This is a genomic window from Corynebacterium accolens (genome assembly GCF_023520795.1).
Taxonomy (GTDB): domain Bacteria; phylum Actinomycetota; class Actinomycetes; order Mycobacteriales; family Mycobacteriaceae; genus Corynebacterium; species Corynebacterium accolens.
In genome coordinates this window covers 2,300,396-2,324,262 of the sequence record NZ_CP046605.1, presented here as the reverse complement: position 1 = coordinate 2,324,262, position 23,867 = coordinate 2,300,396, and the positions used below count along the sequence as shown (strand labels likewise).

Sequence of the window (23,867 nt, the reverse complement as noted above, 5' to 3'; positions counted from 1 at the left end):
AAGCGCACAATAGACAGCTCACGCCGCAGGCGGCAGTCCGGAGGAGGGGAACCTTCGGAATGTAGCCGCGGTAAATCTTCAAGGACGTTTACCTATGCGCAAAAACACTTCCCCGGGCAAGGCCCGCAAGGGGCTTGCGGTAGCAGCCGTACCGACCGCCATCGCCGTTGGACTGGCCCTGCTGCCCAATGCCACAGCCCAAAGCTCACTTGGTGATATTAGCTCTGCTCAGCCAGGCGGTGGCGGCAGCCTGTCTGACCACTTTGCGCCCAAGGATCCGCCGGCTCGTACCCCAGTGGAGACCGAGTACCCAGAGGTAGAGGGCCTGCCGGATGGCGTAAAGATCAACCGTGTGGAGTACCTGTCCAACCGCCACCTGATGGTCTATATCAAGTCCGCAGCGATGCCGGATCAAGAGCAAAAGGTGCAGATCCAGCTCGCGCGCGACTGGTATTCGCAGCCGGAAAAGAAGTTCCCTGAGGTATGGGCGCTCGACGGCCTGCGCGCCCGCGATGACGAGTCCGGATGGACCATTGAGACCAATATCCTCAACCAGTACGCGGACCGCAACGTCAACCTCATCATGCCGGTGGGCGGCGAATCCTCCTTCTACTCCGACTGGCAGCAGCCGGATGCAGGCAAGAACTACAAGTGGGAGACCTTCCTGACCAAGGAATTGGTTCCCATCTTGGATAAGGAATACCGCTCCAACCAGAAGCGCGCGGTCACTGGGCTGTCCATGGGCGGTACCGCTGCGATCAACCTGGCGGAGCGCAACCCGTACCTGTTTGGTTTCGTGGGCTCGTTCTCCGGCTACCTTGATACGACCACCCGCGGCATGCCGCAGGCCATCATGGCTGCGCAGCGCGATGCCGGTGGCTTCGATTCCCGCAAGATGTGGGGCGAGCCGGCCTCGCAGGACTGGATCGACCACGATCCAAAGCTGGGCATCGAAAACCTCAAGGACATGCAGGTCTATGTCTCTGCCGGTAACGGCAAGGATGACTTTGGCAATGCCACCTCCGTGGCCAAGGGCCAGGCAAGCTTGGCCGGCATGGGCTTGGAGGTCATCTCCCGTATGTCCACCCAGACCTTCGTGGATTACGCGAAGCGCGCCAATGTGGAACCGGTGGTGCAATTCCGCCCCTCCGGCGTGCACAGCTGGGAATTCTGGCAATTTGAGATGCAAAATGCATGGCCCTACATTGCGGATGCCCTCAACATTGACAAGGCCGACCGCGGTGCGGACTGTCAGACCGAAGGCGAGATCGCCAAGGCCACCAAGGAAGGCCACATCGGTTCCTGCCTGAATAACGAATATGACGTTGCCGATAAGGGCAAGGCACAAGACTTCGAAACCGGTACGGCGTACTGGTCCCCGGAGACCGGTGCGCACGCCCTGCACGGCCGCATTGGCGCCCGCTATGCGGAAATCGGTGGTCCTACCTCCTGGTTGGGCTTCCCGAAGTCCGATGAGCTTAAAACGCCAGATGGCAAGGGACGCTTCGTGCACTTCGAACACGGTTCCATTTACTGGAGCCCAGAGACCGGCGCCTGGGAAATTACCAGCGACATGTTCAAGAAGTGGGGCGAGAAGGGCTACGAAGGCGGCGATCTGAAGTACCCGACCGGCGCGGTCAAGAAGGTGGGCGAAGGCTTTACCCAGGAATTCCAAAACGGCATTCTGACCCGCAACCCGGACGGCAAGAACCAGGTGTCCTTTGGTGCCATTGGCAAAAAGTACAAGGATATGGGCGGTGTCGAATCCCCACTGGGCTTCCCCACGGACGGCGAGAAGAAGGTCGAGGGCGGCTTCTTCCAGGAGTTTGAACATGGCTCCATCTACTGGTCCCCAGAATCCGGCGCGCACTACATCTTGAAGGGCGCCATCATGGATGAATGGGGTAAGAAGGGCTGGGAGCACGGCGAATTTGGCTGGCCCACCTCTGATTACTCCGAAATCGCAGCTGGTGGATTGAAGCAGGAGTTCCAGCACGGAACGATCAGTGAAGTCATGGGCCGCGTACAGACTGAAAAGAAGTAAGCATGCGTAAATTAGCCATCGTAGGAGCGGTCTTATGCCTCGGCTTGGCAGGGTGTGACTCTGCCACCGTGGATAGTGACTCCGGCAACGACACTTCGGTGGCGCCGCTGTCGCGCGAAAAGACCTCCGAAGAATCGACCACGAGCAGTAGCGAGTCTGCATCTAGCAGTGCTTCCTCCTCGCAGGAGCCCTCCGAGTCCAAGGACGATTCCAAGGATTCCGCTGAGCCGCGGAACGGCTCTGGTTCCGCGAACTCCCCGGAGGATCGCGGCGCCCGTGAGATCTCTGAAATCCCGTCCGCGCAGCTGCCCAAGGAAGAGGCTGCGTATCTGGATTCGTTGAAGGATGCAGGCGTGAACGTCAATGGGGTAGAAGATCAGCTCCTCGGTGCTGGCCAGGGCGCTTGCGGCGAAGATGAAATCACCATTCCCGCAGTGGCCGGGCAACTGATTGAGCAGCAACGCTCTGATAAGGACTTTGACGAGCTCACCAAGCTGCTGCAGGACAACGCACGTTCAGCCCTTTGCTAGCTTCCTTTGAGGTTTTCCGGGTACAACTAGTTCATGCGAAAAATCATTACCGTCGTTGCCGTCCTCGCCCTCCTCGTTGTGATCGGCGCGGGGGCGGTGCACTACCTCACGACCTCGGACTCGGCGGGGCCTAGCGCCCCCGAGGAGTCAGAGTCTGCGGCACCACCGGAACCATCTCAGCCGGATTGGTGCCCAGCAGTGGAGTTTATTTCCGCGCCAGGCACCTGGGAATCCGCGGCAGACGATGATCCCTTGAACCCTTCTGCTAATCCGCGCTCGTTCATGCTGTCTGTTACGCAGCCGTTGCGGGAGGCCTACGGGGATGATGTGAAGGTGTGGACCCTTCCGTATACTGCGCAATTTAAAAATATCAATGCGCAGGAGGAGATGAGCTACGACGATTCCCGCAATGAGGGCACCGCGAAGATGAATGAAGAGCTGCGCGGCATGCACGATAGCTGCCCACAGACCAAGTTCATTTTGAGCGGATTTTCCCAAGGTGCGGTCATCGCCGGCGATGTGGCCGATGATATTGGCGGTGGCGAAGGCGTGATCCCGGCGGAAAATATCGCTGGCGTGGCGCTGATCGCAGATGGCCGGCGTGAAAACGGCGTGGGCCAAAATCCAGGCCACGCGCTCGGCGGAATCGGTGCCGAGATTGCCTTGGAGCCCGTCTCCGGGCTCGTCCAGCCCATCGTGCCTGGAGCGACCATGCGCGGCGCGCGCCCGCATGGCTTCGGCGAGCTCGCGGATAGGACCTACCAGATCTGTGCCCCGGATGACTCCGTGTGTGATGCTCCCACCGGCGTGGGCAATGGTTTGGAACGCGCCAAGGATTTGATCGGGGCCAATGGGGTGCATGCGCAGTACGCCAGCAATGACGGCGTGATTGATGGGACTACTGCAAACCAGTGGGTCGTGGACTGGGCCCACCGGGTCATCGACGCCGTGTAACATGAGGCGCTAACACATCGATATTTTTTAAGACAAAACCATTTACCAAAGGAGAATCGATGGATATACAGCAACTCATGGGGAAGTTCTTTGATGCCGAGGGCAATATCGCCCTCCCCGCAGAACTCACCTTGGCGGGCCTGGCAGAGACCCTCTACCAGGCAGAAACGGATACCTCGCAGGTAGTAATCCGCCAGTGGCTCTACGATGAGGGAGACACCTCCCGCGAGCTCAACCGTCAAGAGATCAATACCCGGATCAAAGTGGTGGCAGCGCGCCTGCAACAGGTCGCAGAACCCGGTACCCGCGTGGCCATCCTGGCGGGCAACTCCCCCGAGTACCTCTTTGGTTTCTTGGGCGCGATGTACGCGGGAATGACCCCGATTCCGCTCTATGATCCGAATGAGCCAGGCCACGCGGATCACCTCAAGGCGGTCTTTGCTGACTGCGAACCCACCGTTGTGTTGACCAACCGCGTATCGGCCGCAGCGGTGCGCACCTATTTCTCCACCGAGCGGGAGCGCCCGCGCGTCATCTCCATCAATGCGCTGCCAGATTCCTTGGCGGCGTCGTGGAAGCCGGTTGCCGGCGAGGGCGTGGAATCCACCGCCTTCTTGCAGTACACCTCCGGCTCAACGCGCACCCCTGCCGGCGTGGAGCTGAGCAACCGCGCGATCCTGGTCAATGTGCTGCAGATCTTCCGCGCGATCAACATGCAGTTTCCGCCGCGCGTGGTCTCGTGGCTGCCGATGCACCACGATATGGGCATCATCTTGGCGCTATTCACCACGATTCTGGGCATCGAATTGGATTTGATGACCCCGCGCGATTTCATCCAACACCCCAACCGGTGGGTTGAGCGCATCAGCCGCCAGCCGGGGGATGAGAAGAAAACCTATACCGCCGTGCCCAATTTCGCCCTGGAATTGGCCGCGCGCTACGGCAAGGACGCGGATTTCTCCAACGTCGATGGCATCCTCATTGGTTCTGAGCCGGTGACGGAACCAGCCGTGCAGAAATTCCTGGACACCTTCAGCGTCGAGCGCTCCGTGCTGCGCCCTTCCTATGGTTTGGCGGAAGCCACCCTCATCGTTTCTACCGCACAGGGTGACAAGCGCCCGATCATCTCCCACTTCAACCGCGAGAAATTGGCGGACGGTAAGGCGGTTATTGAAGAAAAGTCTGCGGCAACGGTTGCCTTCGCCTCGAATGGCCAGGGCGTCTCGTTCCAGCACCTAGCCATCGTGGATCCTGAAACCAAGGCCGAGGTCCCAGAAGGCACCATTGGTGAAATCTGGGTGCATGGGCAAAATATGGCAACGGGCTATCTCAACCGCCCGGAAGAAACCGCAGCTACCTTCCGCAATACCCTGGGTGAGCGCATCCAGGATGGCCTGCCGGAGGATGATTGGTGGATGGCCACCGGCGATCTCGCCACCATCATCGAGGGCGAGCTGTATATCACCGGGCGGCTTAAGGATCTCATCGTCGTCGCCGGGCGCAACCACTACCCGCAAGATATTGAAGGCACCGTGCAGGACGCATCCGCGCACGTGCGCCCAGATTCCGTCGCCGCCTTTGCCGTAGAGGGCGAAAACTCAGAGTCCTTGGTTCTCTTGGTGGAGCGCGCCGATGACGCGGATCCATCTGGCGACGCCGCCGCCGGTGAGGCGATTCGCACGGCCGTGACGAAGAATCACGGCATTACCCCGAGCGATATCGTGTGGAAGGCGCCGGGCGAAATTAAGCGCACCTCCTCGCATAAGATTGCCCGCCGCGTGGCAAAAAAGGACTACCAAGCTTAAAGCCGGATTCGGACGTTAAGTTAACAAGGTGACAAAATAGAGCGATATAGGTATTTGTCGTTCTATTAACCCCACTAGGAAAGACGGTTTATGACCATCGAGCAACTTCGTGCATGGCTGCGTGACTGGGTATCCCAGGCCACGGGCGTTGCCGCCACAGAGATTTTAGATTCCACCCCACTGGAAAATTATGGTCTTTCCTCACGAGATGCCGTAGTGCTATCGGGTGAATTAGAAAAACTCTTAGGCACGCGGCTCGATGCCACGGCGGCGTATGAGTACCCCACGATTGAGCTCCTAGCCAATCGCCTGCTCACTGAGCCCGCGGGGCGGCGCGACGATGCCCCGCGCGTGCAGCGCTCGACTCGCGCTGCGCAGGGTACTGATATTGCGGTTATCGGCTTGTCCGGTCGTTTCCCAGGCGCCAAAGACGTGCCGGAATTTTGGACCATGCTCGCGGAATCGCGCGCGGGCACTGGTCCGCTGCCGGTGGGGCGGTGGTCTGAATACAGCGCCGATCCGGCAATGAGCGAGAAGATCGCGCAGCAAAATACCGATGGCGGTTATATCGACGATGTTGCATCCTTTGATGCGGAGTTCTTCGGCCTATCGCCGTTGGAGGCCGCGAACATGGATCCGCAGCAGCGCATCCTGCTCGAGTTGGTATGGCACGCGCTGGAGAACGCTGGTCTTCCTGCCAATGAGCTGCGCGGCACGCACACGGGCGTGTACATGGGCTCAACCAATAATGATTACGGCATGCTGATTACGGCCGATCCCACGGAGATGCACCCTTATGCGCTTACGGGTAATTCCTCGGCAGTCGTCGCCAACCGCATTTCCTATGCCCTGGATTTCCGCGGCCCATCCATCAATGTGGATACGGCTTGCTCGTCTTCCTTGGTTGCGGTCGACCATGCCATCAAGGATCTGCGCACCGGCGCCGCCGATGTAGCGCTGGCAGGTGGCGTGAATATCTTGGCCGCTCCGCACGCCTCCACCGCCTTTTCGGAATTGGGTGTCACCTCTCCTACCAGCGCCATTCATGCTTTTTCCGATGACGCCGATGGCATCGTGCGTGCCGATGCCGCCGGCGTGCTGGTGCTCAAGCGCCTAGAGGACGCGGAGGCCGATGGCGATGAAATCCTAGCCGTCCTCAAGGGCTCTGCCGTCAACTCTGATGGCCACTCGAATGGCCTGACCGCACCCAACCCAGAAGCGCAAGAAGACGTGCTGCGCCGCGCCTACGCGGATGCGGGCGTGGCGCCCGAGGACGTGGATTATGTGGAGGCCCACGGTACGGGCACCATCTTGGGCGATCCCATCGAGGCCAGCGCGCTCGGTCGCGTGCTGGGTGCCGGGCGCGGGATTGAATCGCCCGTGCTCTTGGGCTCTGCCAAGACCAATATCGGCCACTCCGAATCCGCCGCGGGCGTCGTGGGCCTCATCAAGATCATCGAGGCCATGCGGCACGATATTATCCCCGCGAATATTAATTACGCTGGCCCGAACCGCTATATCGATTTCGTGGCCGAGCGCCTCGAGGTCGTTGAAGACCCGCGCGAGTGGCCGGAATACTCCGGGAAAAAGGTGGCCGGCGTATCGGGCTTTGGCTTTGGCGGCACGAATGCCCACGTCGTCTTGACGGATTACCAGGGCACCCCGCGTACCACCGAGCCGCAGCTATCCACCGGCACGGTGGCGCTGCCGGTCTCCGGCCTCTTGCCCTCCCGCCGCGCGCGTGCGGCGGGGCTGCTCGCGGATTTCTTAGAGGCAGAACAGCCAGACTTGGCCGATGTAGCGCGCACGGTCGCGCGCCGCAACCACGCGCGCTCGCGCGCCGTCGTCATGGCCAGCTCCATTGAAGAGGCCATTAAGCGCCTGCGCCAGGTGGCCGAGGGCAAGGTGTCTGTCGGCATCGCCGCGGCGGATTCCCCGCAGGTACAGGGGCCGGTCTTCGTATACTCCGGCTTTGGTTCCCAACACCGCAAGATGGCAAAGGACATGATCGCCCTCTCGCCGCTGTTTAGCGCGCGGCTGAAAGAATTCGACGAGGTCGTTGATTTCGAATCTGGCTGGTCGATCCTGGACATCGTTGAGGACGATTCTCAAACCTATGACACGGAAACCGCGCAGGTTGCCATCACCGCCATCCAGATTGCACTGACGGATCTATTGGCCTCCTTCGGCGTGCGCCCAGCGGGCGTTATGGGCATGTCCATGGGTGAGATCGCCGCGGCCTATGCCGCGGGTGGCATTTCCGCGCAGGATGCGATGATCATTGCCTGCCACCGCGCGCGCTTGATGGGTGAGGGAGAGGCATCGCTAAGCGAGGCCGACCAAGGCGCCATGGCCGTCGTCGAGCTGTCCGCCGAGGACATCGCCGCCCTCGATGCATTTATCGAACCAGCCGTCTATACCGGCCCCGGCATGACCACCGTGGGCGGGCCGCGCCAGGCGGTACTGGACCTGGTGGAAAAACTCGATGGGGAAGGAAAATTCGCCCGCGCGCTCAACGTGAAGGCGGCGGGGCATACCTCTGCCGTTGATCCGATCTTGGGCGAGCTCGAAGCTGCCATCGCCGGCATGGAGGCCCGCCCGCTGCACACGACGCTCTTTTCTTCCGTGGATAAGGGTGAGGTCTACCGCCCCGGCGCCACCGTCCACGATGAGGATTACTGGCTGCGCATGACCCGGTACCCTGTGTATCTGCAGGACGCTACGGAACAGGCCTTTGCTGCAGGCCACACCCAGTTGGTGGAGATTTCGCCGAACCCGGTGGCGCTCATGGGGCTTATGTCTACCGCGTTTGCTGTGGGCAAGGCCGATGCGCAATTGCTGTATAGCCTAAAGCGCAAGGTGGAGCCCACCGAGTCTTTGTTGGATCTATTGAGCAAGCTCTACGTAACCGGAACCCCGGTGAATTTCGCCGCCGTAGTGGGCTCGGGCGCGCAGGCAGAAGCGCCGTATACCCAGTTCAACCGCCAGCGCTTCTGGACCAATGCGCGGCCCTCGGCTGGGGTCTCCGGTCTGCCCGGTACTCGCGTGAACCTGCCGGAGGGCAAGGTGGCTTTTTCCACCAACGCGGATCAGGCCCCGTCCACGCTGGCCATCGTGGAGGCCGCCGCAGAAGCGGTGCAGCCTGGGGCACACATCGTGGCCGCGGAGGAACACCGCGATCTCCCGCCGTACGGGGAAATTACCACCGTGGTCACCACGTCCATCGGCGGCATGTCCATCGCCGTCTACAGCGTGCAGGAGACCCGGACTGAGCTCTTGGCGGAAGGTTTTGCCTCCGGCCTGGACTTGGGCGCGGGTGCGATCCCTGGGGTCGCGGCGGTGCCAGAGGGCAGCGCCGCCCCGGAGCCGACTGCCGATGACGCGGGTGTAGACGCGGTGCGTTGGGATCCGCGGCAAGAGACCGTCGAGGACCGCCTGGCGCTTATCGTGTCCGAATCCATGGGCTATGACGTCTCGGATCTGCCGCGCGAGCTGCCGCTGATTGACTTGGGCCTCGATTCCCTGATGGGCATGCGCATTAAAAACCGCGTGGAAAATGACTTCCAGATTCCACCGCTGCAGGTGCAGGCGCTTCGCGATGCCTCCTTGGCAGACGTCATCACCATGGTCGAGGAGGCCGTTGCCGGCGGCCGCATAGATAATAGTGAGAACAGTGCCGATGCTGCTCCGGCTACCGAGTCCGCGTCCGCAGCAGACGAGACCACCCAAGACTCGGAGCAGGGCGTGGGCGTCGCCCCGCGCGATGCCTCTGAGCGCATGGTCTTTGGCACGTGGGCAAGCATTACCGGCAAGGCCCCGGCGGGCGTGACCTCGCCGCTTCCGGAAATCTCTGCAGAAGTGGCCGCACAGATTGCCGAGCGCTTGCGCGATCGTGCCCACATCGATGTCACCGCGCAGCAGGTCCTCGACGCTGAGGCGCTGGAAACCTTGGCTGACCTGGTCCGTGAGGGCCTTGAGGCCGAGGTGGAAGGCAATATTCGCGTCCTGCGCGAGGCCGATGGCCCAGCCGTATTCATGTTCCACCCGGCCGGTGGAACCACGGTGGTTTACCAGCCGCTGACCCGTCGGCTGCCAGCGGATGTCGCCGTCTACGGCGTGGAAAGGATTGAAGGCTCCTTAGAAGAGCGAGCCGCCGCCTATATCGAGGACATCGTTCGCTATGCGCGCGGCCGCAAGGTCGTCCTGGGCGGCTGGTCCTTTGGCGGCGCCTTGGCCTATGAGGTGGCCTACCAGCTGGCAGAGCGCAGCAAGCGCGGGGAGGAGAGCGCCGAGGTCGCGTTCATCGCTTTGCTCGATACCACGCAGCCTTCCCACCCGGCACCGGATACGCCGGAAGAAACCCGCGCCCGGTGGGAGCGCTACGCCGCCTTTGCCAAGAAGACCTATGGCCTGGACTTCGAGCCTCCGTACGAGATGCTGGAAACCATGGGCGAGGATGCCCTGATGACCATGCTGGCGGAATTCTTGGCCACGACGGATGCCTCCGAACACGGCCTATCCGCCGGCGTCTTGGAGCACCAGCGGGCGTCCTTCGTGGATAACCAGATTCTGGCCAAGATCGATTTCCACCGCTGGGCCGATGTCAGCGTCCCCGTGCTGCTTTTCCGCTCCGAGCGGATGCATGACGGTGCGATCGAGCTGGAGCCGCGCTACGCTGAGGTTGATCCGGATGGCGGCTGGGGCGTTATCGTTAAGGATCTAGATATTGTGCAGCTGCCCGGCGATCACTTGGCAGTGCCGGACGAGCCAGCCATTGGCACCGTGGGCAAGCATATGAACGATTGGATCGAGGAGAAGATACGTGGCGGCCAAGCAAACAACCGCTGAGAAGCTCGCTGACCTGCGCAAGCGCCTAGAAGAGGCGCAAGATCCAGGCAGCGAGCGTTCCCGCACACGCCGCGACGAGGCAGGCCGTACCACCCCTCGCCAGCGCATCAACGAGCTCTTGGATGAAGGTTCCTTCGTCGAAACCGGCTCCTTGGGCAAGACCCCGGGTGACCCGGAGGCCATCTATTCCGATGGCGTGGTCACGGGCTATGGCCGCGTATCCGGCCGGCCCGTGTGCATCTATGCCCACGATAAGACGGTCTACGGCGGCTCCGTGGGTGTGACTTTTGGTAAGAAGGTCACTGAGATCATGGATATGGCCATCAAGATTGGCTGCCCGGTCATCGGTATCCAAGATTCCGGTGGTGCCCGCATTCAAGACGCCGTGACCTCGCTGGCGATGTACTCCGAAATCGCCCGCCGCCAGCTGCCGCTATCAGGCCGCAGCCCGCAGATTTCCATCATTATGGGTAAATCCGCCGGCGGCGCGGTCTACGCGCCGGTGACCACTGACTTTGTCATCGCCGTGGATGAGGAAGCGGAAATGTATGTCACCGGCCCCAATGTCATCCGTGAGGTTACCGGTGAAGACGTCACCTCCGCTGAGTTGGGCGGCGCCCGCCAGCAGGAGCTCAACGGCAACGTCTCCGCCGTGGTGGATTCTGAGGAAGACGCCTTTGACATGGTGCGCGATATTTTGGATCACCTGCCGCTGACCTGCTTTGATGAGTCGCCGACCTTTCCCGCGCCTTCTGATGCCGAAATCACCGAGGACGAGGATCTGAATTCCTTCATGCCGGATGACACCAACGCCGGCTACGACATGATGGAATTGCTCACCCAGCTTGGCGATGACGATGAGCTCATCGAAATCCAAGAAAACTTCGCGCCGAATATGATCACCGCCTTTGGCCGCATCGACGGCAAAACGGTGGGCTTTGTGGCCAATAACCCCATGCACTTGGCCGGCTGCATCGATGCCGATGCCGCCGATAAGGGCGCGCGCTTCATTCGCATCTGCGATGCCTACAATGTCCCGCTCGTCTTCGTCGTCGATACGCCGGGCTACCTGCCGGGCGTGGAGCAGGAGAAGGTGGGTCTGATTCACCGCGGTGCGAAATTCGCCTTCGCCGTCGTGGAAGCGACCGTGCCGAAGGTCTCGCTCATCGTGCGCAAGGCCTACGGCGGCGCCTATGCCGTCATGGGGTCGAAGAACTTGAGCGGCGATATTAACTTGGCGTGGCCTACCGCGCAGATCGCCGTCATGGGTGCGGCCGCAGCAGTCGTGATGATTGCGGGCAAGCAGCTCGAGGCCGCCGAGACCCCAGAGCAGCGCGAGATGACCAAGAAGATGTTCATGGACTTCTACGATGAGACCATGACGGCACCCTACGTGGCAGCGGAACGCGGCTACTTGGATGCCATGATTCAACCGAATCAATCGCGCATTGCCCTGCGCCAGGCGCTGCGGCAATTGGCCACAAAGTCTGCGCATGACCTGCCCAAAAAGCACAATATTGCACCGATGTAACGCGGTGCTATGGCGTTACGATACCCAAATAAGAGTTTCGTGACAGTTGAAGGAGAAAACCTTGTTTGCTTTGTCCAGCGCATTCGACCTGATTGGTGAAATCATCGGCTACATTTACTGGGCCTACAACCAGATCGCAGCAGGCGTGCCATTCAAGCTGCCGTTCTAAGCTGAGAACGTTCGCACAGATTTAAGGCTCCGAGGCTAGACGGCAGGATGCGTGGTTGAGGTTGGCTCGTTAGTGGGTCTGGGCTAGTGGTACTAGCCCTTTTCACTCTTCTACGGTGATAACCGGTCTTTGACTGGGAAATACCGTACACAACTTCCTGCTGTGCTAGCCGGTTCGGATCACGATGAAAGGATGAGTAAAAATCATCCTCGATACTCTGTTTGTGGCGGGGATGGTCAAGTCCGTAGAAGTGGTGTATCTGTTCTTTCTGAATCGAGGACAGACATGTAGCGCTTTTGCTGGATCCAATCATCATGTTGTTCGGCTAGAATAGAGCCGACCGCGCGGATCACAGACCTGCGGCTAAGGAAGAGCCCTACAATGTCGGTACGCCGCCGGATTTCCGGATTCAGTCGTTTTGTCGGTGGTCAGGCCCATTTAACGATCAAGTGTGAAGGAGGCCTAATGAACAGGCATAAAATATCTCCTAATGCGATTGTCGTTGCACTATTTGGGCTGGCAATTTCAGGTTATGTCGGCATCGCAAACAAGTCGATCCTCGGGTTTCTCATCCTCATACTGCTCACCATAGTTGGAGCAGTACTGGTCAATCGCATCAAAAACAGGCATCAGGAATAACCGGCGAGTAAAATCGTCTGCCGGACGCTAAGCCTTGTCGTCAAACTGGCGTAACGCTTTGGCATCGTTTATTTCTGCGTTGTTTGGCGTGGATTCCGGGCTCTCCTGCCCTCGGAGATGAACTCTGTTTGGTGGCTACCTGATACCTGGCCCGGTCGGGCTGGCACAATTGTAATCTACGACCATGCTACGTACTGGGAACAGTTCACACGCGATGGTGTGGCCGTCTAAGAGAACAATGCGTTTACTTTCCGGGGTCAGGCCCAAATTCTGAAGTGCGGAATGGAAGATCTATGTGGATAGATATCGAACAAATCGATATTGGCCGATTAGCAATAAAGCTGTCGGTGGCACTAAACAAATGGATAGCTGAAGAAAACAGCTATAAAAACAAGACAGATATAGCTCCATTATTCATAGTGCAATGTCCTTCTCATTTCGAGATCGCCCTTATCCTCCGTGTTAAAGCCCTAAAACAGACGGCAATCGTAGGATATGAGGCAGGCTACCAACGCTATACATGGTCACCTTATTTATACGACGAAATCGCTGATTCGATTGTTTTCGATACATTAGCCGGCGACTATCCGATCCTTAAAGCAGATTTTTCCGAACCGGACAAAATTGTATGGGCTGGAGCAAAAGAAGCTACAGATGCAAAAGCGCAGTCCATCGGAGATTTCTTAAGCTACTATGAGGACTTAAATGAGCGTGCTAAGGAAAGAATCTGGATCAATAAGGATCTCCCTTTAGAGAACCTCTTGTAAAGTAGGAGCAAAATGAGTTCATATAAAGACATCACCACTTTCTCTACTCCCATGCTCGTCAAGTCACTGAATACGTTGCAGATTTCTGCGGGAGAGGAAAACGGCGAGTGGGGCTCCCAATTTCCGCAAGGTGTTGCCATCTTCGTTCCCGAGGGTGAGTATTTCACTGTTCGCATTGAGTCTTTTGGAGCAATCCCGTCGGATAAGAAGCTGGTGGCAATGAACGCTATTAATGCGACGAATGACAACCTGGCTTTCGGCAAAGTGGTTCCTAACCTCATCGAGGGACGCCGGACGATTGTATTCCGCAATCACTTCAACTTCACCCAAGGCGTGTCCCAATTTCAGCTGGATGCGCTAATCGACGCTAGCCTGCAGGTTGGGTTCGATGCGCTGGGAACGATCGAAGAACTTTTTGAAGGGGCGGAGTAAGACCATGGGATTGTTTGGAAAGAAGCAGCCAGCATTGCGTGAAGCATCCGTCGAATCTATTGGGGAGGCACTTTCTACTCAGGGGCTTAGCTGCTCGCAGCTGTCGACTGGTGGATTGCTGACTCAGGTCAATGGGGTTCCTGTCTACATCGTTGATCAGGACACGAACATTGGTATTGGTGGGATGATCCAGGCTCGTCAGTCCGAAGCAGCGGATCTTAATTGGATCAGCGACTTTAATAATCGTGCGCTGTGGCCGGTTGTTTTCCGTGCAGACCAGCAGACTGCGAGTGTTATCCACGCTGAGCATCGAATCATCAAAGGCGTTGAGTACTCCGAAGCACAGCTGCGTGACGAAGCTTTACTTGGAGCCCAGATTGTTGCGGAAACCTTGCTGCGCTATAGCGAAGAGCATCCACAGTAGGTCGCTAGCCAATGAAACTCTCGGTGTGAGCAAACAAGTGCGATGAGTTTTTGAAAACAGGATGCGACGATTAATCCACTACGAGTAGTTATAGGTTTGGTGCTGCCGCGGAAGTCGCGCCCGCGACCTCCTTGCCCCGTGTGATTGCCACGTCCTAGTGCTCGTTTGCATGTGCACGCCCTAACGTTTTGAGCGCGTTCTGTTGCTCATACTGATACGCGAATGCGCCGGCGCATTGCCGGACAAAAGCGCCCTGCTATCTGCTCACAGGTGTTCACGCCCCTGATCGCGACCTATGGCCGCTAGTGCGCCTAGTTTCATGCTAGAGAAGAAAGACCGAGTTCAACTATTTCATGGTTACCCCACGAGATCGGAAAGGAAAGCTTTTTCACTTAACGGGCAACCCCATCGGAGCCTTTTCATGGCGTAAGGGAGCAGTATTTACTGGCTTCCCTCCTCGTGCTGTAGCGCATCGTCAATAGCTTTTACTGATTCGATGATGTGCGGAATAGTGCCGGTCGGGTGAGTGTGGGCGTTATTTGGGATGAAAGTGACATCGGCGCCGCGCTCAGTCCATTCATTTACGAGCTGTTCAGCAGTAGAGTACGGAATCACGTCATCACCGCGGCCATGCGTAATGACGACTGGAATCCCGGGAGCAGCGTAGCCAATATGCTGCTCTGCCAGCATCGATTTGAAAGGCTCACTGTCAATGAAGTCTTGCACGGTTCTGCCATCGTTGCTGATCCGCTCAACGGTAGTGCCGGCGGTCTTAAGGAGCCCCATAGTACAAGTATTCGTCGCATCCTGTAGCTTTCTTGCGCCCCGGTCATTGAGATGCGAGTACAGATCCTCGCCATAGGAGTTGCTTAGCCCTAGAAGGGCATACGACTCGAAGAGGAAATACAAGGAGCCGTCGAGGGTAGAAGGCAACAGCGTAAGGTCTGTTGGCGCAGCACCGATAGTCGCAAGCTTGATGTTGAGCTCCGGAGCATAGTCATCATATAGCTCGGCAGCAGCGGCAGCAGCTCCACCGCCTTGGGAGTAGCCATTGATAAATACTGGGTTGGTTTCGTTAATGTCCCAGCCTTCTAGTTGCTGCGCAGCTCGAATACTGTCGAGGACTGTATGGCCTTGGGATGCGCGATCCATGTACGTGTGCATGCCAGGGGTGCCAAGGCCCTCGTAGTCGGTGAGTACTACAGCATAGCCCTTCTTAAGGTACTGATGGAAATAGAACTGCTCGTAGTCTCCAACCCCGTCTGCAATTTTACGGGAGGCGGCACAGCGGTCCGCTAAACCTTGGGTTCCCGGCGCAAATGCTACGACAGGGCGTGGTCCTTCTCCGTCCCACTCGGCCTTGGGCTCAATGACCATCCCGCTTACTTGGATCTTTTCTCCAGAACGGTTGGTGGAAGAATAGAGTATGCGGTCTGCCTTATAGGGGCCGACGTTGCTGATGCCAAGTGGATTTTTGGGGTTGCGCACAGATTCTGATCGGAAGAGCTGTCCAGGCTCCGAGGAGTCGAGTTCTACTGGATCGTGGTAGAAAGCGGTGTATTGATCTCCGATATGGTCACCTGGGCCCAAGAGCCCTGATGAAAGGGGAGGGAGTTTGGAGGCTTCTTCGGCCATTGATTTCGCCTCTTGTGAATCTTCAGCGGATCCTGAGCCTTTAAGTGCCTCGTCAATAAAAGCGGATTCTGGAAGTTCTGAATGCTCTTCAACTGGTGGAGCCGATTCGGCGGAATCGATAGCGCCGGCGACAGGGGAAGCGGCAGTCATGAGAACCCCTGAAGCCACAAGCGCTAGATAATTACGTGTTGCAGCTTTCACTACGGGAACCTTTCAACTTCTTGTGGGGATAATTGAGTGGTATCCGATTTTGAAGTTCTGTACTCGGATACGGGCAATTATTCACTAAAAGCTTTTCCCGTACTATTAGTTGTAACTGCTATTTCGAGCTGATTACCCCCATAAGGGGTAGGGTTGACGGCTTGAAGTCAAAAATTTGCTGAATTGATTTGACTGATGCGCGTTCTAGGGTAAGTCGCTTTTTACGATCTGCTACTTGCGGGCAAATAGCCGCCAGCCAAAGAAGAACAGGGCGGACATCACGGTCGCCACGATGAGGAAGCTCCAATGCGGCAGGCGGCCATTGACCATGATCCACAGGGCCATTCCGCCGATGATGGCGGATAGCCAGACTACGACGCCCTCTTTCCACTTGCCCTGGACCTTTGTGGCGAGGATGATGGCCCAGCCGATGAGCGCGCCTACCGCCCAGGGCCAGAAGGCATCGACCCAGCCGGAAAAGCTCAAACCGCCGTGAGCGAGGCGAGCGGCGATGGCAAAAATCATCAAGGCGATGATGTCAATGAGTGGAGCAATACGCGTGGAAGTCATACGGTTTCCTTTTCTTTTTCTTTACGGGATAGCGCGGCGTAGGTAATGCCCTTGCGGGCATAGTGCCAGAAATAAATGACCCAGCCAATAGCGGTGATGAAGGCAAAAGAGATAAGGCGGTAGATGATCGCCGTGCTGGTGGCATCGACCGCGGTCATGCCCGTGGCCACGAGCGTGGCGATTATCGCTGCTTCCACTGTGCCGAGACCCGCCGGGGTGACTTGAGCGGAGCCGGCCAGCTTGGCAGTGAGATAAGCCAGCGCGACGCCGGCGATGGTGGTGGTGTTATCGGCCGAATCGGTCGTGGGCATCTGGCCGGTTACGGCCCATACGCAGCCCCAGAGCGCGACCATGTCGATTAACCGGTTGGCCAAGGAGTAGAACGATGCCCAGGCGAATTGCCGGCGGGTGAGGTGCACTTCCTTGAGGCTTTCCACGTGCTCGAGCAGGGCTTCGCGCTTCGAGCCTTTTACCAGCCGCTGCTTTTTTACCCAGCGCTCCAGCGTTTCGGGGTTGTTGCTTAGCCAGAAGAGCCCGCCGGAGAGCGCCAGCATTACCGCCAACGTGCCGATGAGGGACCACAGGGCCATATCGGCGTTAAGGAAGAGCACGCCGCCAAGCCCAATAAGCACCAGCCACAAGGTGGAAATGGCCGATGACAGCACGAAGAACCAACCGCACAGGACCACCGAGGCGCCCCAGGTGCGCTGCACGTGGAAGGTCAAAATGGCAGAAAAGGCGGGGCCGGCGGGCATGGTGGTGGACCAGGAATTGGATGCAAAGGTAAGGGCGGCGGTTTCCGTGGCCTCAACCTCCACCCCACCGGCGCGGATGAGCAGGCGCATGACCTCGCCCATCGCCACGACGGAAATAATAGAGGCAACGACCACGAGGGTTACCGGCCCCGGTTCGGCGTGGGAGAGCCGTGAGAAGCCTTCGCTCAAAAAGTCCAGCTCATCGCGGAAGACATAGATGAGGATGGCCAGGACTATGAGCGAGGCGATAACTTGCAGCCAATTTTTCAATTATTTATCTCCTTCAAGGCGCCGCTTTAATTCACTGAAGGGAATGGTCTTCCCACGGCGGGTGGAACCACCAGAAAGCCTAGTGGTCATGTGATGCAGCCAGCTAGGCGCCCACCAGTTATCTTCGCGCAGTAGGTGCATAACGGCGGGGACGAGGAGCATGCGGACAATTGTGGCATCGATAAGCAGCGCAAAAATCATGCCGTACGCGATGTATTTCATCATCACGATATCGGAGAAGCCGAACGCCCCCGCCACCACGATCATGATCAGGGCCGCAGCCGTGATGATGCCGCCGGTATGCGCGGTGCCTGCAGCGATGGCCTCGTCCGTGGAATCGCCGCGCCGCCGGGCCTCCACCATGCGGGAGACCAAAAAGACCTCGTAGTCGGTGGACAGGCCATAGATGATGGCGATGATGAGCACCAGAATGGGGCTCATGAGCGGGCCGGGCGAGAAGTTCAGCGCGCCAGAGCCCACGCCGATGACGAACATGAGCGTCAGGATGCCCAGGGTGGCACCCAGGGTCAGAAGCGTCATGACAATGGCCTTAATTGGCAGCACGAAAGAGCCAAAGACTAATGCCATGAGGATGAAGGTGGCGAGGACGACGTACAGCGCCATCCACGGCAGCTTGTGGAAGAGTGCATCGAGCGATTCCACCTCCATGGCTGGCGTGCCGCCGACATACAGGTTGACGCCCTCGGGCGCTTTAACATCCTCGAGCTCGTGGACGATCCGTGCGTAGTCTTCGCGGTCCTTAATGCCGGCCGAAAGGACCGTGGTTCCGTCCATGGTGGCGGTCGATGGCCCCATGGGCTCGGTAAGGCCGTCGAGGCCGCGGACTTGCATGACGACATCGACAAGCTGCTCGTTGGTGGCATTTTCCACCACGAGCTTGACCGGCTCGGTGCGGAAGGCGGGGAACTCGTCGTTGAAGGTATCCTGCGCCACGCGGGTGTCGTGGTTGGGCGGCAGGTAGGTCTCGTTGATGCCGCCGAAGGTGATGCTCATGATCGGCAGTGCGAGCGCGATGAGGAGGCCGCAGATGGCCAGGGTCAGGCCTTTGGCGCGGCGCATGGCCCAGCGCGGCAGCTTGTACCACCAGGTGTCCTGAATGGTGCGGGCCGTGCGGGAGGTGCGGCGCACCGACCACAGATCGATCTTGGGCCCGAGCATGCCAAACAGGGCCGGCAAGACGGTGACGGACAGCAGGGCCGCCAGGCCGACGGCGGAAATCGAGCCATAGGCAACGGACTTCAAGAAGGCCTGGGGGAAGAGGAAGAGCCCGGAGAGCGCGACGGCGACCATCGCCGCGGAAAAGACGACGGTCTGCCCGGCGGTGGCGGTGGTGGTGGACACGGCATCCTTGGTGGAGCTTCCCTTGTCCAGTTCCTCGCGGAAGCGGGAGACCATAAATAGGCCGTAATCGATGGCCAGGCCCAGCCCCAGCAGCGTGACCACTGCCTGGGCAAAGACGTTGACCTGCAGGAAACCGGCCAGGACGGCCAAAATACCCAGCGAGCCCAGGATGGATAGGCCACCGACAATAAGCGGCATGAACGCCGCCACCACGGAACCAAAGACCACCAGAAGCAGCAGGCCAACGAGCGGGAGCGCGGCCTTTTCCGCGCGCGCAATATCTTCTGCCATGCCTTCATCGAGGGCGTCCGCCACGGCCGTGGCGCCGGCAACCTTGACCGGCGCGGAGGTATCCGTCAGCGCGCCCTCGATGGCGCGGAAATCCTTCAGGGTTTGTTCATCATCGCCCTTGAGCCCAATAGCGGCAAAGGCCAGCGAGTGATCATCATTGACCAGGTTGGGGTTCTTGCTATCGAAATAACTGGTGACAGAGTCAATCTGATCCGGGTAATCCTCTTTGAGCTGCGCCAAGTGCTCCTTGGCGGCATCGAAGTTCTTATCGGGCGAGCTAAAGAGCAAAATCACGTCGCCGGAATTATCGCGGCCGAACGTTTCTTGTTCGATTTGCGCCGCGCTTGTCGATGCCGCATTCGGGTCCTCCCAGCCCTCCTGGCTCATGCGTTCCTCGAGCTGGGTTCCAAAGCCTACGAAGAGGGCAAGGATGGCACTGAGGATGACGATGGGAATGACCTTGCGGTGCGCGTAGGAAAATCGTCCCCATTTTTCAAACATGTGGGGTAAGCCTCCTAGCTATTATTCAGTAGCGCAGCCAGCGGGCGGAATGGCTGGAGCCATGCACCACCTTCAGGCAGGTTATCCAGGTTGACGCGCGGCAGCGGCTCGCGGAAGACGCCGTCAATATCTTCTAAGTCAACAAAGTCGATCTCGGGGTGGCCCACGGCCCAGGAGGCGTGTTCGTGGAAACCCAGGACGGTAACGGGAAGGCCCTCATCAATGAGCTCTTCTAACAAGGGCTGAAAGTTCTGGCCATCGGCAGAGGCCACCACGACGCCGGCGAGATCATCGCGCAGTTTTTCAATGTGGTCGATCATATCCGGATCCACGTCATCATCTTCGTGGATCTTCGGCTTGGCAAAGACTCCAAAGCCCACATTGCGGATGGCCTCTACCCATGGGCGAATCACATCGGCACCGCCGGGGGAGACATTGGTAAAGACCGCGGCCTGCGGATCGGCATCGACATCCACCGCGCGGTAGACCAGCCACCGGCCGATGGCATCAAAACGCGGGCGATGTGCCGCGGTGGGGCGCCCGCCGAGCAGGGAGCCGAGCCCCATATCCATATTGGGTGCGTCCCACACCAGTAGATAGGTGCTCATTTACTTCTTCTCCCACAGGTATTCAGTAATGATGTGTTCTTTATTTAGGCCCTTGCCCTCAAACTTGGTGATGATCTGGCGATCCACCAATTGCGGGCAATCCGGCCACGGCCAGCCCTTGTACTCCAGGTTGGGCTCGACGTGCACGAGCTCATCTATCCATTCGGCATAGCCGGCGTGGTCGGTCGCAACGTGCAGCACGCCGCCCTTCTTTAACCGGGAGGCAAAGAGGTTGAGCGTGCCGGATTGGATGATGCGGCGCTTGTGGTGGCGCGCCTTGGGCCAGGGGTCCGGGAAAAAGACGCGGATGCCGTCCAGGGATTCGGGGGCGATCATGCGCACCATGACCTCCACGCCATCGCCACGGATCATGCGGATATTATCGATGCCCTCGCGCTCCACCTGCCCCATGAGCTTGGCCAAACCGGGCTTATAGAGCTCCACCGCGATGATATTGGTATCCTGCTCCAGCGGCGCCATGGCCGCGGTGGAGGTGCCGGTGCCGGAGCCGATTTCCACGATGGTCTTGGCGCCGGTGCGGCCGAACCACTCATCGACATCGATAAGCTCATCGCTTAAGACGCGGCCCAGCTCGGGCCAGCGCTGCTCAAAAAGCTGGTGCTGGTTATCTGTGAGCGTGCCGCGGCGGAAGGTGACATTGCCCAGGCGCGGGTAGTCCAGGTCATTATTAAAGACCGCATTGAAGTCCGTTTGCGGCGGGCGACCCGGCGGCATTTCTCCGGCAGGGGTGTTTTGAGAATTATCCGTGCTATTCATCGCGCCCTATTTTTCCCTGTCCAGGCATGGCAAGCAATATGCCGCGCCGGGTATTTTCCCCGCCGTATGGGGGAGGGGGATAACCGGAGGCTTTGACGGGGGTGGTGTCTTGTGGCGCGGAACGGGCGAACGGGCAACTTGTCTACCCCCGAAATGGTGTGGAGGATATCACGCCTAATATCACAATTGTTCGTGGTGCGCTTGGTAAACGTCCGCTCACGGCGGTGGATATAACCGGAGTGGGAAAAATGACACTTAATGTGAACAATATTTTGGCTCTGCCGGTTAATCTGGAGGCGGAAGGCAAAGTTGGGCCGTGATGTGCCCCGATTTTCACATCCTATCCAGAGGAGAATTTTTAATGACCGCCACCATTCAGGGCCTCGTTGGAGAGCTGCCTACAGACAATCAAAAACTGATCGACTGGATTAATGAAAGCGTTGAGCTTTTCCAGCCGGACGAGGTGGCTTTTGTGGATGGCTCGCAGGAAGAGGCTGACCGCCTCGCCGCGGAGCTAGTAGAAAAAGGCACCCTCATCAAGCTCAATGAGGAAAAGCGCCCGAATTCCTACTTGGCGCGGTCCAACCCTGCGGACGTTGCCCGCGTGGAATCCCGCACCTTCATCTGCACCTCGAAGGAAGAAGACGCGGGCCCAACCAATAACTGGGCGCCGCCAAAGGCCATGAAGGAAGAAATGACGGAGGCCTTCCGTGGATCCATGAAGGGCCGGACCATGTACGTCGTTCCTTTCTGCATGGGCCCGATCAGCGATCCAGAGCCCAAGCTCGGCGTGCAGCTGACCGATTCCGCTTATGTGGTCTTGTCCATGCGCATCATGACCCGCATGGGCGCAGAGGCGCTGGACAAGATTGGTACGGACGGCGATTTCGTCCACGCCCTCCACTCCGTCGGCGCCCCGCTACAGCCAGGCGAAGAGGACGTTGCTTGGCCGTGCAACGACAATAAGTACATCACCCAGTTCCCAGAGACCAAGGAGATTTGGTCCTACGGTTCCGGCTACGGCGGCAACGCTATCTTGGCTAAGAAGTGCTACGCGCTGCGCATCGCGTCCGTCATGGCCAAGGAAGAAGGCTGGATGGCTGAGCACATGCTCATCCTGAAGCTGACGAACCCAGAGGGCAAGAACTACCACGTCGCCGCCGCATTCCCATCCCAGTGCGGTAAGACCAACCTGGCCATGATCACCCCCACCATTCCTGGCTGGAAGGCTGAGGTCGTGGGCGATGACATCGCCTGGCTGCACCTGCGCGAGGACGGCCTTTATGCCGTGAACCCGGAAAACGGTTTCTTCGGCGTTGCCCCTGGCACCAACTACGATTCCAACCCGATTGCCATGGATACCATGAAGCCGGGCAATACCTTGTTCACCAACGTTGCGCTTACCGATGACGGCGATGTCTGGTGGGAGGACATGACCGAGGAGGCACCAGACCACCTCATCTCCTGGACCGGTGAGGACTGGACACCAGCATCGTCCACCAAGGCCGCCCACCCGAACTCCCGCTACTGCGTACCGATTTCCCAGTGCCCCACCGCCGCGCCGGAATACGACGACTGGAAGGGCGTCAAGATTGATGCCATCCTCTTCGGCGGCCGCCGCAAGACCACGGTTCCGCTGGTGACCCAGTCTTTCGACTGGAACCACGGCACCATGATCGGTGCACTGCTGTCTTCCGGCCAGACTGCAGCCGCAGAGGGCGAAGTTGGCGCGCTGCGCCACGACCCGATGGCTATGCTGCCGTTCATGGGTTACAACGCCGGTGACTACCTGCAGCACTGGATTGACATGGGCAAAAAGGGCGGCGACCGCATGCCAGAGGTTTTCCTGGTTAACTGGTTCCGCCGCGGCGACGATGGCCGCTTCCTGTGGCCGGGCTTTGGCGAGAACTCCCGCGTTCTTAAGTGGATTATCGACCGCATCGAAGGCAACGTGGAAGCCGAGGACACGGTGGTCGGACGCACCGCCCGCGCCGAGGACATCGACTTGGAAGGCCTTGACTTCGATGTCGACGACGTTCGCGCCGCCCTTGCCGTTGACCCGAAGGAATGGGAAGGCGATATGCAAGACAACGCCGAGTACCTGAACTTCTTGGGCTCCCGCGTGCCCGAGGAAGTGTGGAACCAATTCCGCGCCCTGAAGAAGCGCGTGGAGGACGCCGCTTCCTAACGCGTTCAGCCGCGGTAATCCCCGCATAAAGCTAACCCCAGCAGCGTAAAGCTCTGGGGTTAGATCTTTGTTGGGGTTAAACCGATACCCCAGTTACAACGGAAAAGACCTCGCCACCAAAGGAGCTGCAATCCTTAACTTGATGAGCGGAGTCCTCAACTTTGTGACCGCTACCGTGAAGTTCGTTAGCGCGATTCTTCATGTGGGTGTTTAGACCCGAGGGTCACAATGAGCTGGCACTCGTTGGGGCCCTTATTAGTCTACTACGACTTTTAAAAATCGAAGACGTGTCCACTTTCCGGGGTGGACCTGGTTCAGGCAATGGAAAATGCTCTAAAACTCTCTCACCGTATATGTTGCAGTGGCAATGTCGATTTTCCTATTGGCCGCTATTGCTGTCGAATTTTTAGAACTAGTGAAATGGAAAACGTATCGGGATAACGAGTTGAGCCGCATCGTGCTGTGTACACCGAATTCTTGGAATGTAGGGCGGTGAAGCGCTAGATTAAATCGTATTTTAGGGCCCGTCTAGCTTTGAGGTGTTATGTCCATGAGGTTTTTGGACT

General features: G+C 58.6%; 17 protein-coding genes and 1 pseudogene. 11 read left to right on the top strand and 7 right to left on the bottom strand.

Going from position 1 to position 23,867, the window contains the following annotated elements; translation table 11 throughout:
• Positions 1 to 94 precede the first annotated feature (94 nt).
• The 6 genes from CACC_RS10900 (at position 95) to CACC_RS10875 (ending at position 11,712) form a co-directional block, all read left to right on the top strand.
• Complete coding sequence (locus CACC_RS10900) at positions 95 to 2,044, top strand: alpha/beta hydrolase-fold protein (protein WP_005279733.1); 1,950 nt, start codon at positions 95 to 97, stop codon at positions 2,042 to 2,044.
• A gap of 2 nt (positions 2,045 to 2,046) precedes the next feature.
• A complete protein-coding gene (locus CACC_RS10895; protein WP_005279734.1) occupies positions 2,047 to 2,574 on the top strand; it encodes a hypothetical protein in 528 nt (175 codons plus the stop codon).
• A 33-nt stretch (positions 2,575 to 2,607) separates the two neighbouring features.
• Positions 2,608 to 3,528 (top strand): cutinase family protein, encoded by a 921-nt coding sequence (locus CACC_RS10890; RefSeq protein ID WP_005279735.1) that lies wholly within the window; start codon positions 2,608 to 2,610, stop codon positions 3,526 to 3,528.
• 59 nt (positions 3,529 to 3,587) lie between these two features.
• Positions 3,588 to 5,333, top strand: coding sequence for a FadD32-like long-chain-fatty-acid--AMP ligase (locus tag CACC_RS10885; RefSeq protein ID WP_005279736.1), 1,746 nt, complete (start codon positions 3,588 to 3,590; stop codon positions 5,331 to 5,333).
• A gap of 90 nt (positions 5,334 to 5,423) precedes the next feature.
• The gene (locus CACC_RS10880) at positions 5,424 to 10,181 is read left to right on the top strand and encodes a type I polyketide synthase (protein ID WP_005279737.1); all 4,758 of its coding nucleotides are present in this window, start codon (positions 5,424 to 5,426) and stop codon (positions 10,179 to 10,181) included.
• Positions 10,156 to 11,712 (top strand): acyl-CoA carboxylase subunit beta, encoded by a 1,557-nt coding sequence (locus tag CACC_RS10875; RefSeq protein ID WP_005279738.1) that lies wholly within the window; start codon positions 10,156 to 10,158, stop codon positions 11,710 to 11,712. The genes CACC_RS10880 and CACC_RS10875 overlap by 26 nt, the downstream gene beginning before the upstream one ends.
• A 405-nt stretch (positions 11,713 to 12,117) precedes the next feature.
• Here CACC_RS10875 and CACC_RS10870 read toward each other — a convergent pair.
• Positions 12,118 to 12,306: pseudogene (locus CACC_RS10870) on the bottom strand (transposase); the annotation flags it as partial.
• Between CACC_RS10870 and CACC_RS10865 the strand changes: the two are divergent.
• The 4 genes from CACC_RS10865 (at position 12,263) to CACC_RS10850 (ending at position 14,143) form a co-directional block, all read left to right on the top strand.
• Positions 12,263 to 12,520 carry a hypothetical protein gene (locus CACC_RS10865; protein ID WP_167530832.1) on the top strand — a complete coding sequence of 86 codons (258 nt, stop codon included), beginning with the start codon at positions 12,263 to 12,265 and terminating at the stop codon, positions 12,518 to 12,520. The pseudogene CACC_RS10870 and the gene CACC_RS10865 overlap by 44 nt on opposite strands.
• A 293-nt stretch (positions 12,521 to 12,813) precedes the next feature.
• Complete coding sequence (locus CACC_RS10860; protein ID WP_005279744.1) at positions 12,814 to 13,287, top strand: hypothetical protein; 474 nt, start codon at positions 12,814 to 12,816, stop codon at positions 13,285 to 13,287.
• A gap of 12 nt (positions 13,288 to 13,299) precedes the next feature.
• A complete protein-coding gene (locus tag CACC_RS10855; protein ID WP_023018120.1) occupies positions 13,300 to 13,719 on the top strand; it encodes a hypothetical protein in 420 nt (139 codons plus the stop codon).
• A 4-nt stretch (positions 13,720 to 13,723) separates the two neighbouring features.
• Positions 13,724 to 14,143, top strand: coding sequence for a hypothetical protein (locus tag CACC_RS10850; RefSeq protein WP_005279748.1), 420 nt, complete (start codon positions 13,724 to 13,726; stop codon positions 14,141 to 14,143).
• 441 nt (positions 14,144 to 14,584) lie between these two features.
• Here CACC_RS10850 and lipS1 read toward each other — a convergent pair whose 3' ends face one another.
• The 6 genes from lipS1 to trmB form a co-directional block, all read right to left on the bottom strand.
• Positions 14,585 to 15,979: a triacylglycerol lipase LipS1 gene (gene lipS1, locus CACC_RS10845; protein WP_005279750.1), complete on the bottom strand. Its 1,395-nt coding sequence runs from the start codon at positions 15,977 to 15,979 to the stop codon at positions 14,585 to 14,587.
• A gap of 231 nt (positions 15,980 to 16,210) precedes the next feature.
• Positions 16,211 to 16,549 carry a DUF3054 domain-containing protein gene (locus CACC_RS10840; RefSeq protein ID WP_005279751.1) on the bottom strand — a complete coding sequence of 113 codons (339 nt, stop codon included), beginning with the start codon at positions 16,547 to 16,549 and terminating at the stop codon, positions 16,211 to 16,213.
• Positions 16,546 to 17,574, bottom strand: coding sequence for a lysylphosphatidylglycerol synthase transmembrane domain-containing protein (locus CACC_RS10835; RefSeq protein ID WP_005279752.1), 1,029 nt, complete (start codon positions 17,572 to 17,574; stop codon positions 16,546 to 16,548). Before CACC_RS10835 ends, CACC_RS10840 begins: the two co-directional genes overlap by 4 nt.
• Entirely contained in the window at positions 17,575 to 19,728 is a 2,154-nt protein-coding gene (locus CACC_RS10830; protein WP_005279753.1) for an MMPL family transporter, read from the bottom strand.
• A 14-nt stretch (positions 19,729 to 19,742) separates the two neighbouring features.
• Positions 19,743 to 20,336 carry an NYN domain-containing protein gene (locus CACC_RS10825; RefSeq protein ID WP_005279754.1) on the bottom strand — a complete coding sequence of 198 codons (594 nt, stop codon included), beginning with the start codon at positions 20,334 to 20,336 and terminating at the stop codon, positions 19,743 to 19,745.
• A complete protein-coding gene (gene trmB, locus CACC_RS10820; RefSeq protein ID WP_005279755.1) occupies positions 20,337 to 21,113 on the bottom strand; it encodes a tRNA (guanosine(46)-N7)-methyltransferase TrmB in 777 nt (258 codons plus the stop codon).
• A gap of 361 nt (positions 21,114 to 21,474) precedes the next feature.
• On the opposite strand from trmB, the gene CACC_RS10815 reads away from it, so the two are divergent.
• Complete coding sequence (locus tag CACC_RS10815; RefSeq protein WP_005279757.1) at positions 21,475 to 23,301, top strand: phosphoenolpyruvate carboxykinase (GTP); 1,827 nt, start codon at positions 21,475 to 21,477, stop codon at positions 23,299 to 23,301.
• Positions 23,302 to 23,867 lie beyond the last annotated feature (566 nt).

Coding starts and splice junctions, on each gene's coding strand:
- CACC_RS10840 (WP_005279751.1), bottom strand. CDS start 16,549: ATGACTTCCACGCGTATTGCTCCACTCATTGACATCATCGCCTTGATG.
- CACC_RS10850 (WP_005279748.1), top strand. CDS start 13,724: ATGGGATTGTTTGGAAAGAAGCAGCCAGCATTGCGTGAAGCATCCGTC.
- CACC_RS10890 (WP_005279735.1), top strand. CDS start 2,608: ATGCGAAAAATCATTACCGTCGTTGCCGTCCTCGCCCTCCTCGTTGTG.
- CACC_RS10895 (WP_005279734.1), top strand. CDS start 2,047: ATGCGTAAATTAGCCATCGTAGGAGCGGTCTTATGCCTCGGCTTGGCA.
- CACC_RS10880 (WP_005279737.1), top strand. CDS start 5,424: ATGACCATCGAGCAACTTCGTGCATGGCTGCGTGACTGGGTATCCCAG.
- CACC_RS10865 (WP_167530832.1), top strand. CDS start 12,263: ATGTCGGTACGCCGCCGGATTTCCGGATTCAGTCGTTTTGTCGGTGGT.
- CACC_RS10830 (WP_005279753.1), bottom strand. CDS start 19,728: ATGTTTGAAAAATGGGGACGATTTTCCTACGCGCACCGCAAGGTCATT.
- CACC_RS10860 (WP_005279744.1), top strand. CDS start 12,814: ATGTGGATAGATATCGAACAAATCGATATTGGCCGATTAGCAATAAAG.
- CACC_RS10855 (WP_023018120.1), top strand. CDS start 13,300: ATGAGTTCATATAAAGACATCACCACTTTCTCTACTCCCATGCTCGTC.
- CACC_RS10885 (WP_005279736.1), top strand. CDS start 3,588: ATGGATATACAGCAACTCATGGGGAAGTTCTTTGATGCCGAGGGCAAT.
- trmB (WP_005279755.1), bottom strand. CDS start 21,113: ATGAATAGCACGGATAATTCTCAAAACACCCCTGCCGGAGAAATGCCG.
- CACC_RS10825 (WP_005279754.1), bottom strand. CDS start 20,336: ATGAGCACCTATCTACTGGTGTGGGACGCACCCAATATGGATATGGGG.
- CACC_RS10900 (WP_005279733.1), top strand. CDS start 95: ATGCGCAAAAACACTTCCCCGGGCAAGGCCCGCAAGGGGCTTGCGGTA.
- CACC_RS10815 (WP_005279757.1), top strand. CDS start 21,475: ATGACCGCCACCATTCAGGGCCTCGTTGGAGAGCTGCCTACAGACAAT.